The sequence below is a fragment of the Candidatus Eisenbacteria bacterium genome (assembly GCA_035712145.1).
In the GTDB taxonomy this organism is placed as follows: domain Bacteria; phylum Eisenbacteria; class RBG-16-71-46; order RBG-16-71-46; family RBG-16-71-46; genus DASTBI01.
The window spans coordinates 1-14,594 of the sequence record DASTBI010000166.1; the positions used below are offsets into that span (position 1 = coordinate 1).

Consider the following 14,594-nt stretch of genomic DNA (forward strand, 5'->3'; position numbering starts at 1 on the left):
CCGCTCACCTCGAGCTTCTCGTTCTGGCCGCCGGCGCGGCGGATGGTGAGCATGCCCTTCGCCAGGTTGGCCACCAGCGGAGCGTGGTGGGCGAGCACGCCGAAGTAGCCGGCGGTGCCGGGAACCTCGACGTACTCGACCTCGCCCTCGAACACCGACTTCTCGGGCGTCAGCACGCTGAGATGGAAGACCGCCGCCACTAGACGGTGGCCGCCATCTTCTCGGCGGCCTCCTGGACTTCCTCGATGCCACCCTTCATGTAGAACGCCTGCTCGGGCAGCTCGTCGAGCTTGCCCTCGACGATCATCTTGAAGCCCTTGACCGTGTCTTCGAGCTTCACGTACTTCCCGGGCGTCCCGGTGAAGGCCTCGGCGACGAAGAAGGGCTGCGACAGGAAGCGCTGGATCTTGCGCGCGCGCGACACCGTGACCTTGTCGTCTTCCGACAGCTCGTCCATCCCGAGGATGGCGATGATGTCCTGGAGGTCCTTGTAGCGCTGGAGGATTCGTTGCACCGATCGCGCGATCGCGTAGTGCTCCTCGCCGACGATCGCGGGGTCCAGAATGCGCGAGGTCGACGCCAGCGGATCGACGGCCGGGTAGATGCCGAGCTCGGCGATCGAGCGCTCGAGCACCGTGGTGGCGTCGAGGTGCGAGAAGGCGGTGGCCGGCGCGGGATCGGTGAGATCGTCGGCCGGCACGTAGATCGCCTGCACCGAAGTGATCGACCCCTTCTTCGTGGTGGTGATGCGTTCCTGCAGCGCCCCCATCTCGGTCGACAGCGTGGGCTGGTAGCCTACCGCGCTCGGCATGCGGCCGAGCAGCGCCGACACTTCGGAGCCCGCCTGGGTGAAGCGGAAGATGTTGTCGACGAAGAACAGCACGTCCTTGCCCTGTTCGTCGCGGAAGTACTCCGCCATGGTGACGCCGGTGAGCCCCACGCGCAGGCGCGCTCCGGGCGGCTCGTTCATCTGACCGAAGACCATCACCGTCTTCGCGATGACGCCCGACTCGGTCATCTCGCGATAGAGGTCGTTGCCTTCGCGGGTGCGCTCGCCGACGCCCGCGAACACCGAGAAGCCGCCGTGCTGGGTCGCGATGTTCCGGATCAGCTCCTGGATCAGCACGGTCTTGCCCACGCCGGCGCCGCCGAACAGACCGACCTTGCCGCCGCGCTGGTAGGGCGCCAGCATGTCGACCACCTTGATGCCGGTCTCGAAGATCTGCTTCTCCACTTCCTGCTCGGCGAACGGCGGAGCGGGACGATGGATCGGAAGTCTCTTGGTCGCCTTGACCGGCCCCTTGCCGTCGATCGTCTCGCCGACCAGGTTGAAGATTCGCCCGAGACATTCCTCGCCGACCGGAACGGTAATGGGATCGCCGGTGTCGGTCGCCTTCATGCCACGCACCAGGCCGTCGGTCGAGTCCATGGCGATGCAGCGGACGACGTTGTCACCCACGTGGAGCGCCGCTTCGACCGTGAGCTTGATGCCGCGCTCTTTGTCCTCGATGAGGATCGCGTTGTAGATCTTCGGCAGTTTCTCGGGATCGAACGCCACGTCCACCGTGGGACCGATCACCTGGACGACTTTCCCGACGTTCATGATTGGGCTCCGCCTCTAGATGGGGCTCGTTCGTGGGTCGTGATGATCACTTGAGAGCTTCCGCGCCACCGACCAGCTCGGCGATCTCCTTGGTGATGGCCGCCTGGCGCAGCCGGTTCCGCTTGAGCGTGAGGTCGTCCACCAGCTCGCCCGCGTTCTTGCGCGCCGAGCCCATGGCCACCATGCGCGCCGCATGCTCGGAGGCCAGCGCATCCGCCATCGCGGCATAGAGCGTCGCCATCGCGTAGCGCGGCACCAGCTCGCCGAAGATGGTCTCCGGGTCGGGTTCGAAGATCGGATCCACGCTCGCCCGCGGCGCCGCCTCCCCTTCCTTGGCGGCCTTCTCCTCTTTGGGCTTGGGCGGCTCGGCGCCGACCGGGAGGAACGCCGGGTTCTGGATCTTCCTCACCAGCGCGTTCACGAAGTGGGTGTAGAGCAGCTCGACCCTGTCGACTTCGCCGGAGACGAATCGCTCGGTGAGCTCCTGCGTCAGCTTGCGCGCCAGCTCCAGATCGGCTTCGCCGGGGAGGTCGGTATGGGCCGAGAGGACCGGGAACCCCCGGCGCCGCGCGTAGTCGCGCGCCTTGCGCCCCACCAGGACGAGCTTGATCGACCCCCGCTCGGCTTTGCGGACCCGCTGCTCGGCCACTCTCAGGATGACGGTGTTGTACGTGCCGGCAAAGCCGCGATCGGCCGCGATCACCACGAGTGCGGTGGTCTTCACCGGCCGCACCTTGAACAGCGGATGCTCCATCTCGGACGCAGCGCCGGCGAGATTGGCGAGCATCTCGGAGATCTTCTGCGCGTAGGGGGCGGCGGACTGCGCACGCACCTGGGCACGGCGCAGCTTGGCGGCAGCCACCATCTCCATCGCCTTGAAGATCTGCTGCATGCTCTTCGTGGCGCGGATTCGCCGCCGGAGATCTTTCAGCGTCGCCATCGAGTCCTAAGCCTTGAACTGGGCCTTGAAGGTCTTGCACGCCTCGTGCAAGCGCTTCTCGTCTTCGGGAGAGATGCTCTTGGCGGTGCGGATGTTGTGCGCGACCTCTCCGTATTTCTGGTTCACGAACCCCAGCCATTCGCTCTCGAACTTGCGCACCGCGATGACCGGAACGTCGTCGAGGTAGCCGTTGGCGCCCGCCCAGATCGAGATCACCTGCTGCTCGACCGGCAGCGGCGCGAACTGTCCCTGCTTGAGCAGCTCGACCATGCGCTCGCCGCGGGTGAGCTGGGCCTGGGTCGCCTTGTCGAGGTCGGAGCCGAACTGCGCGAAGGCCGCCAGCGCGCGGTACTGCGCCAGGTCGAGACGCAGCCGCCCGGCCACCTGGCGCATCGCCTTGATCTGGGCGTTGCCGCCCACACGCGACACCGAGATGCCGACGTTGATGGCGGGGCGCACGCCGGAATAGAACAGATCACCCTCGAGGAAGATCTGTCCGTCGGTGATCGAGATGACGTTGGTCGGGATGTACGCCGAGACGTCGCCGGCCTGCGTCTCGATGAACGGCAGCGCGGTCAGCGAGCCGCCCTTCAGGTCGTCCGACAGCTTGCAGGCGCGCTCGAGCAGCCGCGAGTGGAGGTAGAACACGTCGCCGGGATACGCCTCGCGGCCCGGAGGCCGCCGCAGCAACAGCGCGAGCTGGCGATAGGCGTTGGCGTGCTTGGACAGGTCGTCGTAGACGCACAGCACGTGGCCGCCGTCGTAGGTGAACTCCTCACCCATCGCGCAGCCCGCGTAGGGAGCGATGAACTGGAGCGGCGCCGATTCCGAGGCCGAGGCCGTCACCACGATCGTGTACTCCATGGCGCCGTGCTTCTCGAGAATGCCGACGACGTTGGCGACCGTGGACTCTTTCTGTCCGATCGCGACGTACACGCAGATCACCCCGGTGCCCTTCTGATTGATGATCGTGTCGAGGGCGATCGTGGTCTTGCCGGTCTGGCGATCGCCGATGATCAGCTCGCGCTGGCCGCGACCGATGGGGATCATGGCGTCGATCGCCTTGATGCCGGTCTGGAGGGGCTCCTTCACCGGCTGGCGCTCGATGACGCCCGGCGCCTTGAACTCGATGTTCCTGAACTTGTCGGCGCCGATCGGGCCCTTGCCGTCGACCGGTTGCCCGATGGCGTTCACCACGCGGCCGATCATCGTCTTGCCGACCGGCACGGAGGCGATGCGGCCCGTCCGCTCGACACGATCGCCTTCCTTGATGTTCTTGTCCGAGCCGAACAAGACGACACCGACGTTGTCCTCTTCGAGGTTGAGGACCATGCCCATGATGTCGCCCGGGAAGCGGATCAGCTCGCCGGCCATCGCGTCTTCGAGGCCCCAGACGCGGGAGATGCCGTCGCCCACGGACAGGACCGTGCCGACGCTCTTGGTCTCGAGCTTGGCCTCGTAGCGCTCGAGCTCTTGCGCCAGCACGGCGCTCACTTCTTCGGGTCGGAAGGTCATGAAGGTTGTGCCCCGGATCGTTAGGAGTTGGGTTAGACGCTGACTTCGGAAAGCTGTTGCTCGATCGCCTTGAGCAGCGTGGCGACCGAGCGGTCGATCACGTGATCGCCGATGCGCACCAGGGCGCCGCCGATCAGGTCGGAGTCGACTTCGCTCGTGAGACGGATCTTGGACCGGGTATGACGCTCGAGCTCCGCGTGCAGCCGCTGCTGCTCCCCATCGGTGAGCGGCACCGCGCTCACCACGTGGGCGCGCTGGACGCCCTGCTTCTTCTCGACCAGCGCCTCGAACTCCGTCACCGCAAAGTCGAACTCGGGCAGCCGCTTCTTGCGCAGCAACAGGTCCGCGAACAGCACCACCGTGCGCGCCACTTTCCCGTCCAGGGCGCGCTTCACCGACTCCCGCTTGTCGGCGAGCCGCACGCCCGGTGAGGCCAGGAAGTTGCCCACGCGACTCCCCGGCTTCAGCACCTCGACCAGGCCCTTCAGGTCCTCGAGGGCGCGCTCCGTCTCGCCACGCTTCTCGGTGAGGATGAAGAGCCCGCGCGCGTAACGCGCGGCGACCGTCGTGTCTTTCATGGCAGCGCGGCCACCTGGTCGATGAACTCCCCGGCGAGCTTCCGCTGACCCTGGTCGTCGATCTTCTGCCGCAGGATCTTCTCCGCGGCCCTGACCGACAGCGCCACCATCTGCTCTTTGAGGATCTCCTTGGCCTTCTCGCGCTCGCGCGCGATCTCGTCGGCCGCCTGCTGCATGCGCTGCGAGGCGTCGGCCTGCGCCTGCGACTTGAGCTCGGCCGCCAGCTTCTGGCCTTCGGCCATGGCTTCCTGCAGCCGCTGACGCGCCTGAGCCTCGATGCCGCGCAGCTCGAGCTCGTAGCGGGCCTTGAGATCGGCAGCCTCGGCCTTGCGGCGCTCGGCCTCTTCGAACTCGTCCGCGATCTTCTGGCGCCGCGCCTCGAGGAGTCCGAGCACCGGCTTCCAGGCGAAGCGACGCAGCAGCCAGACCATGATCAGGAAGCCCAGCACCTGCGTCAGGACTTGTCTGATGTCGATGAGGTTCATGTCGACTCCCGGCGAGTGCCACGGCTCACGATGCGCCGCGGCGGAACGCCTAGATCTTCGGCGACAGAATGAACATGGTCACGAACGCGTAGATCGTCAGCGCCTCGGCGAGCGCGGCGATGATGATCATGGCGAGCTGAATCTTGCCGGTGGCCTCGGGCTGACGACCGATCGCCTGCATGGCGCCGTTGCCGATGCCGCCCAGGCCGATGCCCGAGCCGATGGCCGCCAGTCCGATGCCGACCGGGAGGCCCCAACCGAGTGCCGCGTGGAAGTCCATCGTGTCCTCCTTGTGGGTCTTAGTGAGCGTGCTGCGCCTCCTCCCCGTGCTCGTGATCGTCGTGCGGGAGCATGAGGAGGAAGTAGATGGTGCTGAGAACGGTGAACACCAGCGCCTGGAGCGTGCCCGTGAGCAACGCCAGGAACAGGAATGGAAGCTGGAGCGGAAGCCCGACCGGCGAGTTGAAGAAGGCCAGCGTGGTGATGCCCAGCGTCACGAACGCGACCAGCAGCATGTCCTCGCCGAACACGTTGCCGAAGAGTCGGCACGAGAGCGAGATCGGCTTCGCCAGCTCGCCCATGATGTGGATGGGCAGCATGAGCGGCACGAGACCCCATGAGATCGGCGTGCGCGGACTGCCGGCAAGGTGGTCCAGGTAGCCGAGGACGCCGAGCTCCCGGAGGCCGATGGACTGCGCGTAGATGAACACCACGAGCGCCAGCGCCACCGTGACGTTGAGGCTCGAGGTCGGCGAGTCCATTCCGGGAATGAGCCCGAAGAGGTTCATCACCAGGATGTAGATGAACAGCGTGCCGAGGAACGGGACGTACCTGGGTCCATGCTTGGGCCCCAGGATGCCGACGATGAAGTCGTTGAGGGTCTCGACCAGATACTCGACCACGTTCTGGAGCGGGCGCGGAATCAAGCCGGCGTTGCGGGTCGCGAGCCACGCCACGAGGATGATCAGGAGCGCCACGAACAGCGAGAAAATGACCGCTTCGAACTCGTGCAGGAAGTGCGCCCACGGAGCGTCGGGGAAGGCCCGGGAGATCACCGTGATCACATTGGCGAACTTCTGCGGCCCGGCGGACTCGCCGTGCGCACCTTGCGCCGCGCCGTGCTCGGCCTGTCCTTCGTGTGCGTCGCTCGCCGCAGCGCCATGCTCCCCGCCGGCCGAATGCTGCGCCAGGCTCTCCGGGGGTGCGGCTACGCCGTGCTCCTGGGCGCCGACCCAGAGCGGCGACGCGGCCCATGCGGCCAGCCCGATGGCGACCACGATTCCGGCGACGCGTCGCGGGTCGCCGACGAGCCGCTTCCAGCCGCGCGTGCCGAGCAGGAGGAGCGAGCCGGCCTTGAGCACGATGACGGCGAGCGGAACCAGAAATCCCCAGAGGAGGCTCTGGGGCGGGAGTTTGCCGAGCAGCAACGCGCCGACGGCGAACAGTACGGCCATACCGGCCGAAGTCATGAGCGCCTGCCTCGTCATCGCTGGCGTGCGGCGTTCCGGAGCCGTGAGGGCCACGACCATGCGCTCGATGAGGAAGAGATTCACGAGCGACCATACGAGGCCGAGGACCACGGCCAGACCGTCGATGGGGGTGACGTAGCGGGCGATCAGGAGCGCAAGGACCGCACCCGCCCACAGGCTGCTCTTGCGAACTCTCACCAGGAACTCGAGACCCATGCTTGGCCGCATCCCCTCAGGGACGCTTGGACTCCTTTTCCTCGTCCTGGACGCGCCGCATGATCCGCCAGGTCTCGCGGCCTGCGGCCACGAAGCCCAGCACCATGCCGATCACGCTGAAGATCCATTTGGTCTCGAGCCAGCGATCCACCGCCATCCCGATGAAGAAGCCGACCAGCGGAGAAACGATGAGAAGCGTCGGGATCGCGAGGAGCAACCCGGCCGACCGGAGGGCTTCGTACTTCCTCTTCTCATCCTTCGGTGGGCTCATTCAGGCCAGTGAAACTTTTCACAAAGAGTCGGCAACCCAAGTAATCCCAATAGGGTGACGACGAGCCGCAGGAAGGTATGGGAAGTGCCGAGCCGCGTCAACAGGGAATTGGAGACGGCACGAGCCAGATCTCGCGCGAAGCCACGGGCGAGGGCCTTTGTGTCAACGTTTTGGACATCGGAGGGTCGCCCACGGCGCCTCGGTCCTGGCGATCCCGGAGATCGCCGTCTATCCTGCCGCCGGCATGTCCAACCTAGTCATCGACAAGGTCGAGGTTTACGTCTTCCGCCGCAGAACGAGAGCCGTGGAGTTCCTGGCCCTGCGCCGTGGGCCCCGAAAGAAGCTCCCGGGCGTCTGGCAGCCGGTGACCGGCAAGATCGAGCTGTTCGAGACTCCCGCCGAGGCCGCGCTGCGGGAGATCCGAGAAGAGACGGGACTTCGTCCGATCCGATTCTGGCGGCTCGAGCAGACCACCATTTGCCTCGACGACCGCGGCCGGGCGCTGACGGCGCTGCCGCTCTTTGCCGCCGAGATCGGAGCGCGAGAGACCATCCGGCTCTCGAAGGAGCACGACGCGTCGACATTCCTGAGCGCGGCGCGAGCTGCTCGTCGCTTCTTGTGGGATTCGCAGCGTCTGGGCATGGACGCCGTGCTGCGACAGATCGTTCCTGGAGGGCCGCGCGCCGAGGCGCTGGAGCTTCGCCTTGGAGCCCACGCTCGTCCCGCGCGTGCCGCTTCGTCCCGGTCCTCACGGAGGTAAGCCTTGGCCAGCACCAGCTCGTTCGACGTGACCACGGGCGTCGACTTCAACGAAGTCCACAACGCCGTGACTCAGGCGACCAAGGAGATCACGCAGCGCTACGACTTCAAAGGCATCCGCGCCACCATCGAGCTCATGCAGAAGGACAAGAAGCTGGTGCTCGGCGGCCCGGACGAGTTCAAGCTCAAGGCCATGTGGGACGTGCTGCAGAGCAAGCTGGTTCGCCGTCAGGTCCCGCTCAAGAACATGAAGCCGGGGAAGGTCGAGCCGGCCGCCGGCGCCAGCGTGCGCCAGGAGATCGAGATCCAGGACGGCCTCACCGCCGACATGGCGCGAGAGATCGCGCGCACCATCAAGGACGCCAAGCTCAAGAAGGTGCAGGCCGCGATCCAGGGCGACACGGTGCGCATCAGCTCGCCGAGCAAGGACGAGCTTCAAGGCGTGATGACGATGCTCAAGCAGCAGGACTACGGCGTCGAGCTCAAGTTCGGCAATTACCGGACGAACTGACGCGGGCCGCGGCTTCACAGTTCTTTACGCGGCGGGCCTGGACCCCGGTGTACCCTCGTGCGGAACGTCATCGCGGTGCTCTCTTACTCGTTCCGATAGTTGGCGCGCTTGCCCATGAACGGCGTACGCAAGACGGACCGGCGCGGGTGGCTCATCGCGTGGGCTCTCACTCTGGCCCTGCACCTGTGCGCATTCCTGGGCCTCCGATGGCTTCCGCCACTCGAACCGAGCTCGGCTGCTTCGCGCGAGCCCGAGCCGATCCAATTGGTGTTCACCGGATCCCGCCCGGAGACCCGCGAGACCGAGAAGCCGCACTTCTTTTCCGAGCTTCCTCCCGATCGCGCGGATGCCAGCCCGAAGAGTGCGGACTTCCTGAGCAACGTCACGAGCCGCGCCCGTGACCTCGTGCCCGGCGGTGACGAAACGCTTCCGCGGATGCAGGGCGAGGGGGATGCGCCGACGGTGAACCTCGACCCAGACGGGAAGCCATCCCGACCGGTTGCTGCGCCGCCCGATCGGCAAATGACGGGGTTCGAGACGACTTCGCCGAACTCCCGAGCCCCTGACTCCCCGCAACGAGCGGGCGCCGTGACCCCTCAAAGCGCTCCGGGTGCTGCGGGGAGCTCCGACATCCATCAACCGGAGATGGAGAACCCCGGCGGCAACGCCGGGCTCACCGGCGAGGTGAGTCTCAACACGACGGCCTGGGATTACGCCCCGTGGCTCCAGCGATTCGGCCGGCAGCTCATGGGCGCGTGGACGGCCCCACCGGCGTACTCCTTGGGTCTGCTCAAGGAAGGGGGCTGGGCCGTGTTCGAGCTCGAGATCGCGCCATCGGGAAAGCTGTTGCGCCTCGACCTCCTGGAGGAGCAGGGGCACCACTCGCTGACGGTCGCCGCACGGGGCGCGCTGGGCTCCATGGGATCGATCGAGCCGCTGCCCGCCGACTTCCCAGAGCCGAGGCTGATCCTTCGCCTCCGCATGATCTACCCGAAGATTCGTCCCCGGTGAAGTCTCGCCGGGAGCCTTCGCACCCGGTCCATCGTGGCCGGGTCGGTCCTGTTCACCCGTCGATTCCAGGAGAGAACCTCGCATGATGGATTTCATCGAGAAGTCCGGACCGGTCTTTTACCCCCTCGCGCTCTGCAGCCTGATCGGCATGGCGGTCACCATCGAGCGATTGTTCGCACTCCGCCGGAGCCGCGTCCTGCCGCGGCAGATCATCGACGTCATCGAGGCGATCCAGCCCGGGAAGGACCTGAGCCTGGCGGTGGAGATCTGTCGCAGGAATCCCGGCGTCCTCTCGGACGTGATGCGGGCGGGGCTCGAAAACGCAGATCAGGAGTGGGAGGTCATGCGCGACGCGGTCATCGACGCCGGCCGCCAGGAGACGCCCGCGATCGAGCGGCACCTGTTCTGGCTCCAGACCGTGGCCCAGGCATCTCCGCTGCTGGGACTCCTCGGTACGGTCTTCGGGATGATCCAGATGTTCTCTTCGGTGGCGCTGTCCGGACTCGGCGATCCTCAGGTCCTGTCGAAGGGGATCAGCGTGGCGATGTTCACCACGGCCGAGGGGCTATGCATCGGCATCCCGGCGCTGGTCGCCTACAACTACCTCACGTCGCAATCTGAGCGCTTGATCGCCGAGATCGAAGCGTGTGCCAGCCGCATGGTGGCTCGGCTGCGTCGTCCGCAGCCGGAGGGGGCGCTGTGAGTCGCATCGTTTTCCGCGAGCGGAAAGCGCGGAAGCACGTCGACCTGAACGTCATCTCGCTGGTCGACGTGCTGTTCCTGCTGCTCATCTTCTTCACGCTCACCAGCACCTTCAAGCGCGCGGGTGAGCTGGAGCTCAACCTCCCGAAGTCGACGACCGCGGGCCAGGCCGGCAGCACGGCTGGCGCGAAGCCGATTCAGCTGGTTCTGACCGAGCACGGAACGTTGCTGGTGGACGGCGCGCCGACCACGTTCGAGCAGGTGTTGCCGCGGCTTCGCGCGCTACGCGAGCGTCAACCCGAGAGTCAGGTGACGATCGATGCCGAGCAAAAGGTGGAGCACGGTCGCATCGTTCAGCTGCTGGACGCGGTGCGAACGGCGGGATTCACCGGGGTGGGGATCGGAGTGCGCCACGCGGGATCCTCGTCCGGCCAGAGCACGCGTTAGGAAGTGCTCAGGACGCCCGCTTCCTCTCCGAGCCGGGCGTACGTGAAACCGGAGATCACGTCGAACAGGAAATGGACGAGGATCGGCAGATAGAGCGAGCCGCTCTGCAGCATCAGGAACTGGAGCAGCACGCCGTAGAGGAAAACGATCCCCATCGAGAGCTTGTCCTGGAAGGCATGGGCCAGGCCGTGGACCGCGGCCGCGATCAAGGTGGCGAAGGCCACGCTGCCGGTGGCCCAGAGCAGCAGCGAGAACATCACCCCGCGGTAGGTGGTCTCCTCGACCAGCGCGGCCATCGCCGAAAGCGCCACCCACAGTCCCTGCTCCTTACGCCCTTTGGGCATGAAGAGGGAGATCCGGCGGTCGCCTCGAGCCACCGCCGCGCGCCACCGCGGCCACACCGGCACCAGCATGGCCACCAGCGTGAAGGCGGCCTGCAGCCATCCAGCGGCCGTCGGCCAGGCGCGCGGGTAGAGCTCCATGTGGTGCATGAAGCCGACGATGAGCGCGATCGGGAACAGCACCGCCAGCGAGATGATCGCGCCGGAGTAGAAGGCCGATCGTGACGGGAGCGCCGCCAACCCATCGAGCTGGACCTTGGTCCTCCACGCCTTCCACGGGATGTAGGTGCCGTGGAAGAAGAGGAAGAGCCAACCGCTGAGGCCGATGGCTCCCGGGTCGAGCCGCATACCCTTACCTCCCGTCAGCCTTCGACGGCCGGCTGCACTCCGGGCGGCTTGGCTCCGACGAATCGAGTCCTGATGAATTCGGCGGCGCTCTCAGGCGCCAGCTTCACCGTTCCGGGCCCGCTTCTGACGAAGAAATCGCCCTCCGGGGAAGATTCGAGCTCCTTCCACTTGAGGAAGACCGGTTCCGGACTCCTCTGACAGCTCACGACGCATACCGTCTTGCCCTGCACGATCTGGGTCTTGGGATCGATGCACGTCCCCGCCCGGTCGCCGAGCGCGTTCCGCACGACCTGCGCCAGGTGGCGCATGAACTTGTCGTCGTTCTCGAGGCGATCCGGCTCGATGCCGACGACGGTGCCATCGTCTGCCACCCCGATCAGGAGGTCCCCGCCCTCGGTGTTGAGGAACGCGGCGACAGTCTTGAGGGCGGCATGAGTCACACCGACATCGTCCCGGCGGTCTTCCTTGAGACTCCAGCGCAGTGTGGCCTTGAATTCCAGAGTCTTCGACTCCCCGCGGCGGATCAGCTCTTCAGCGCTCCGGTGGGTTCGAAGGTACTGGTCGAACAGATAGTTCTTGATCGCCTCGCCGAAAGCCCGGTCGTCGGTGATGCGCTTGTAGAGCTCGAAGTTCGATTCGACGATCTCCTGAATCACGTGTTCGACCTTTTGGTCGAACGTGAGCCGAACGTTTTCCCGCGTATTGGCGCGCGCAGCGGCATCGAGGGCGACGTCGTCATCGAGCCGATCGATCATCTGGCCGAGCGTCACTCGATGCTCAGGACCAAGGTTGAGCCCAAAGCGTTCGTTCAGATCAGCAATGATGCGGGATAGCGGCTCGATCACCTCGGGAGCGGCGCCGCGGGCGCTCTTGCTCCCGATGGGATCGAGCACGCCGGGCTTACGCTCCAGGGCGATCTTTCCCGCGGCGGTTTGTTGAAGCCGATAGGACTCCATGTCGATGTTCTGCTGCACCTCGCGCGGCAGCTCCTCGCGATCTGAGGGAAGCAGCCGGCGCAGGTGGCGGGCGAAGACATGGAGTTTCTCGAGGTCGGCATCGGCGAACGTCACCACCTGCGCCAGGAAGGCGTAGAGCCTCACATAATCGCCGAGGAGACCACGGAACTCCTCTCGCTCGCGCTCGGCCAGCGATAACGCGCGCTCGACGACGGGAGCGAGAACCGCGTAGAGCCGATCCTGAGTCGCCTTCGCGTCCGAATAAACCCTGGCGAAGGCGTTCACATCGGCCTCGGTGTAGACCGGGAAACCGGCGAGGTGCGACTGGGTTTCGTAAAGCAGGTTCGGGTTCGTCGCCTCGGACAGCAGCGTCCTTTCGTAGTAGGGCTCGAAAGCTTCCTTGATCTCATCCGCCTCGTTGGCGAAATCGAGCACCATGGTTCCCTTCTTCTCGGGAGGCAGCGTTCGATTGAGGCGCGACAGCGTCTGCACCGCGTTCACTCCGGCGAGCTTCTTGTCCACGTACATGGTGTGGAGCAACGGCTGGTCGAAGCCCGTTTGGAACTTACTGGCCACGATCAGGAAGCGGTACTCAGGTCGCTCGAACGCCTTCCTTGTCTGCGCCTCGGGGTATCCATTCATGTTCGGCTCGGTGTAGGCGTGTCCACCGTCCTTCACCTGCCCCGAGAAAGCGACGAGGGCCTTGAACGGCAACCCCCGTTCGGCAAGATACCTGTCGACCGCGAGCTTGTAGCGCACCGCGTGCAGGCGTGATCGGGTGACGATCATCGCCTTCGCCCTGCCGCCGATCTCCCCCTGGGTATGGGCCGCGAAGTGCTCCACCATGATCCGGACCTTTTCGCCGATCGCGTGAGGGTGTAGCTCGACGAACGACTTGAGCAGGTACTCCGCCTTGCTCCTGTCGTAGCGAGGATCGCTTTCGACCGTCTTGAGCAGACGCCAATACGCCTTGTACGTCGTGTAGTTCTCGAGAACGTCGAGAATGAAGCCTTCTTCGATCGCCTGCCGCATCGTGTAGAGATGGAAGGGCTCGAACTTGCCATCGGGACGTTCTCGGCCGAACAACTGAAGCGTCTTGGGCTTGGGTGTTGCGGTGAACGCGAACAGGGAGAGATTTGGCATGCGACCGCGCTTGACCGCCTCGGCGAGCGCGAGATTGTCGACGTCCTCATCGGTCGGTTCCGACTCCGACTCGTCACGCTCAGCCTCCGCGAGATCGGTCGCGGCGAGCACGCCCTTCAGCGGCTTGGTGCCCTCGCCCGACTGGGAGGAATGCGCCTCGTCAACGATCACCGCGAAGCGCTTGCCGGGCAGCTCGCCGATTTCCTTCATGACCTCTGTCGAGAACTTCTGCAGCGTCGTGACGATGATCGTTTTGCCCGCCTCGAGCGCCTCTTTGAGCTTGCGGCTCGTGGTATCGATGTTCTCCACGACGCCGAGCGTCTGCTCGAACTGGCGCATCGTCGTCTGGAGCTGGCGGTCGAGAATCCGTCGGTCGGTAATGACGACGATCGAGTCGAACACCCGGCGGTCACTGAGGTCATGCAGCGTGGCGAGCTGATGGGCCAGCCAGGCGATGGTGTAGCTCTTGCCACTCCCGGCCGAGTGTTGGATGAGGTATCGGTGCCCCGCACCCATCTCACGCGCGTGGCCGACCAGTCGGCGCACGCAGTCGAGCTGCTGGTAGCGCGGGAAGACCAGATGGCGCCTGCCGGTCTTGCGCCCCTTTTCGTCTTCCTCTTCAACCTCGTGGATAAATTGGCGAATCACGTCGAGCACGCTGTCGCGCGCCCACGTCTCATCCCACAGATATCCAGTGGCATACCCCGCGCGCGTGGGCGGCACCGGCGGATTGCCGGCGCCGCCGAACTTGCCCTGGTTGAACGGTAGGAACCACGTCGTTGGGCCGGCGAGGTGCGTGGTGACGTAGACCAGGTCGGGGTCCACGGCGAAATGGGCCAGGCAGCGGCCATGGCCAAAGAGGGGCTCACGGGGGTCGCGGTCGTCTTTGTACTGGCGAATGCCGTCCTTGACGTCCTGCCCATTGAGCGGGTTCTTCAGCTCCGCGGTGAAGATCGGGATGCCGTTGAGGAACAAGACCAGGTCTAGGCTCTTGTCGTTCCTCAGGCTGAAGCAGAGCTGCCGCACGACTGCGAACAGGTTGGCCGCGTGGAGACGTTTGATCTCCTCGTTGAGTCCGCTGGCCGGACGAAAGAACGCCAGCCTGAACTTGCAGCCCGAGTCCTTGATGCCGTTGCGTAGCACGTCGAGCGCACCGCGCCGCCCGATCTCCCTAGAAAGACGCTCGAGGAACTTTTCCTTTACTGCCGTGCCATGGTGCTCCGAGAGCTTCTTCCACTCCTTGGGCTGAGTCGCGAGAACGAAATCCACCACATCGCGAGGAATTAGGCAGAGCGCGCG

At 65.5% G+C, this 14,594-nt stretch carries 16 protein-coding genes; 5 read left to right on the forward strand and 11 right to left on the reverse strand.

All coding sequences use genetic code 11. The annotated features are described in order from the left end of the window. From atpC to VFQ05_11505, 9 genes are all read right to left on the reverse strand, one after another. On the reverse strand, positions 1–200 hold a 200-nt coding region (atpC, locus tag VFQ05_11465), incomplete at its 3' end, for a F0F1 ATP synthase subunit epsilon (GenBank protein ID HET9327385.1). After that, positions 200–1,603 (reverse strand): F0F1 ATP synthase subunit beta, encoded by a 1,404-nt coding sequence (gene atpD / locus VFQ05_11470; GenBank protein HET9327386.1) that lies wholly within the window; start codon positions 1,601–1,603, stop codon positions 200–202. The genes atpC and atpD, both read right to left, overlap by 1 nt. 46 nt (positions 1,604–1,649) lie before the next feature. Further along, positions 1,650–2,543, reverse strand: coding sequence for an ATP synthase F1 subunit gamma (gene atpG / locus VFQ05_11475; protein HET9327387.1), 894 nt, complete (start codon positions 2,541–2,543; stop codon positions 1,650–1,652). A gap of 6 nt (positions 2,544–2,549) precedes the next feature. Next, positions 2,550–4,058 (reverse strand): F0F1 ATP synthase subunit alpha, encoded by a 1,509-nt coding sequence (atpA, locus tag VFQ05_11480; GenBank protein ID HET9327388.1) that lies wholly within the window; start codon positions 4,056–4,058, stop codon positions 2,550–2,552. Between the two features lie 32 nt (positions 4,059–4,090). Then, positions 4,091–4,636, reverse strand: coding sequence for an ATP synthase F1 subunit delta (gene atpH / locus VFQ05_11485; protein ID HET9327389.1), 546 nt, complete (start codon positions 4,634–4,636; stop codon positions 4,091–4,093). Next, entirely contained in the window at positions 4,633–5,121 is a 489-nt protein-coding gene (atpF, locus tag VFQ05_11490) for a F0F1 ATP synthase subunit B (protein ID HET9327390.1), read from the reverse strand. Before atpF ends, atpH begins: the two co-directional genes overlap by 4 nt. A gap of 49 nt (positions 5,122–5,170) precedes the next feature. Further along, positions 5,171–5,401 carry an ATP synthase F0 subunit C gene (locus VFQ05_11495; GenBank protein HET9327391.1) on the reverse strand — a complete coding sequence of 77 codons (231 nt, stop codon included), beginning with the start codon at positions 5,399–5,401 and terminating at the stop codon, positions 5,171–5,173. A 19-nt stretch (positions 5,402–5,420) separates the two neighbouring features. After that, entirely contained in the window at positions 5,421–6,806 is a 1,386-nt protein-coding gene (gene atpB / locus VFQ05_11500) for a F0F1 ATP synthase subunit A (GenBank protein ID HET9327392.1), read from the reverse strand. A 16-nt stretch (positions 6,807–6,822) separates the two neighbouring features. Further along, positions 6,823–7,077 (reverse strand): AtpZ/AtpI family protein, encoded by a 255-nt coding sequence (locus tag VFQ05_11505; GenBank protein ID HET9327393.1) that lies wholly within the window; start codon positions 7,075–7,077, stop codon positions 6,823–6,825. 244 nt (positions 7,078–7,321) lie between these two features. On the opposite strand from VFQ05_11505, the gene VFQ05_11510 reads away from it, so the two are divergent. From VFQ05_11510 to VFQ05_11530, 5 genes are all read left to right on the forward strand, one after another. After that, positions 7,322–7,837, forward strand: coding sequence for an NUDIX domain-containing protein (locus VFQ05_11510; protein ID HET9327394.1), 516 nt, complete (start codon positions 7,322–7,324; stop codon positions 7,835–7,837). Positions 7,838–7,840: 3 nt separating this feature from the next. Next, entirely contained in the window at positions 7,841–8,347 is a 507-nt protein-coding gene (locus VFQ05_11515) for a YajQ family cyclic di-GMP-binding protein (protein ID HET9327395.1), read from the forward strand. 114 nt (positions 8,348–8,461) lie between these two features. Continuing rightward, a complete protein-coding gene (locus VFQ05_11520) occupies positions 8,462–9,358 on the forward strand; it encodes a hypothetical protein (GenBank protein ID HET9327396.1) in 897 nt (298 codons plus the stop codon). Positions 9,359–9,440: 82 nt separating this feature from the next. After that, complete coding sequence (locus tag VFQ05_11525) at positions 9,441–10,061, forward strand: MotA/TolQ/ExbB proton channel family protein (GenBank protein HET9327397.1); 621 nt, start codon at positions 9,441–9,443, stop codon at positions 10,059–10,061. Beyond that, positions 10,058–10,507, forward strand: a complete 450-nt coding sequence (locus VFQ05_11530) for a biopolymer transporter ExbD (protein ID HET9327398.1) — start codon at positions 10,058–10,060, stop codon at positions 10,505–10,507. The genes VFQ05_11525 and VFQ05_11530 overlap by 4 nt, the downstream gene beginning before the upstream one ends. Here VFQ05_11530 and VFQ05_11535 read toward each other — a convergent pair. After that, positions 10,504–11,196, reverse strand: coding sequence for a CPBP family intramembrane glutamic endopeptidase (locus VFQ05_11535; GenBank protein ID HET9327399.1), 693 nt, complete (start codon positions 11,194–11,196; stop codon positions 10,504–10,506). The two genes, VFQ05_11530 and VFQ05_11535, sit on opposite strands and share 4 nt — an antisense overlap. 14 nt (positions 11,197–11,210) lie before the next feature. Beyond that, the coding region (locus VFQ05_11540; GenBank protein ID HET9327400.1) for an RNA-binding domain-containing protein at positions 11,211–14,594 on the reverse strand (3,384 nt) is incomplete at its 5' end.

Coding starts and splice junctions, on each gene's coding strand:
- atpD (HET9327386.1), bottom strand. CDS start 1,603: ATGAACGTCGGGAAAGTCGTCCAGGTGATCGGTCCCACGGTGGACGTG.
- atpG (HET9327387.1), bottom strand. CDS start 2,543: ATGGCGACGCTGAAAGATCTCCGGCGGCGAATCCGCGCCACGAAGAGC.
- atpA (HET9327388.1), bottom strand. CDS start 4,058: ATGACCTTCCGACCCGAAGAAGTGAGCGCCGTGCTGGCGCAAGAGCTC.
- atpH (HET9327389.1), bottom strand. CDS start 4,636: ATGAAAGACACGACGGTCGCCGCGCGTTACGCGCGCGGGCTCTTCATC.
- atpF (HET9327390.1), bottom strand. CDS start 5,121: ATGAACCTCATCGACATCAGACAAGTCCTGACGCAGGTGCTGGGCTTC.
- VFQ05_11495 (HET9327391.1), bottom strand. CDS start 5,401: ATGGACTTCCACGCGGCACTCGGTTGGGGCCTCCCGGTCGGCATCGGA.
- atpB (HET9327392.1), bottom strand. CDS start 6,806: ATGGGTCTCGAGTTCCTGGTGAGAGTTCGCAAGAGCAGCCTGTGGGCG.
- VFQ05_11505 (HET9327393.1), bottom strand. CDS start 7,077: ATGAGCCCACCGAAGGATGAGAAGAGGAAGTACGAAGCCCTCCGGTCG.
- VFQ05_11510 (HET9327394.1), top strand. CDS start 7,322: ATGTCCAACCTAGTCATCGACAAGGTCGAGGTTTACGTCTTCCGCCGC.
- VFQ05_11520 (HET9327396.1), top strand. CDS start 8,462: ATGAACGGCGTACGCAAGACGGACCGGCGCGGGTGGCTCATCGCGTGG.
- VFQ05_11525 (HET9327397.1), top strand. CDS start 9,441: ATGATGGATTTCATCGAGAAGTCCGGACCGGTCTTTTACCCCCTCGCG.
- VFQ05_11535 (HET9327399.1), bottom strand. CDS start 11,196: ATGCGGCTCGACCCGGGAGCCATCGGCCTCAGCGGTTGGCTCTTCCTC.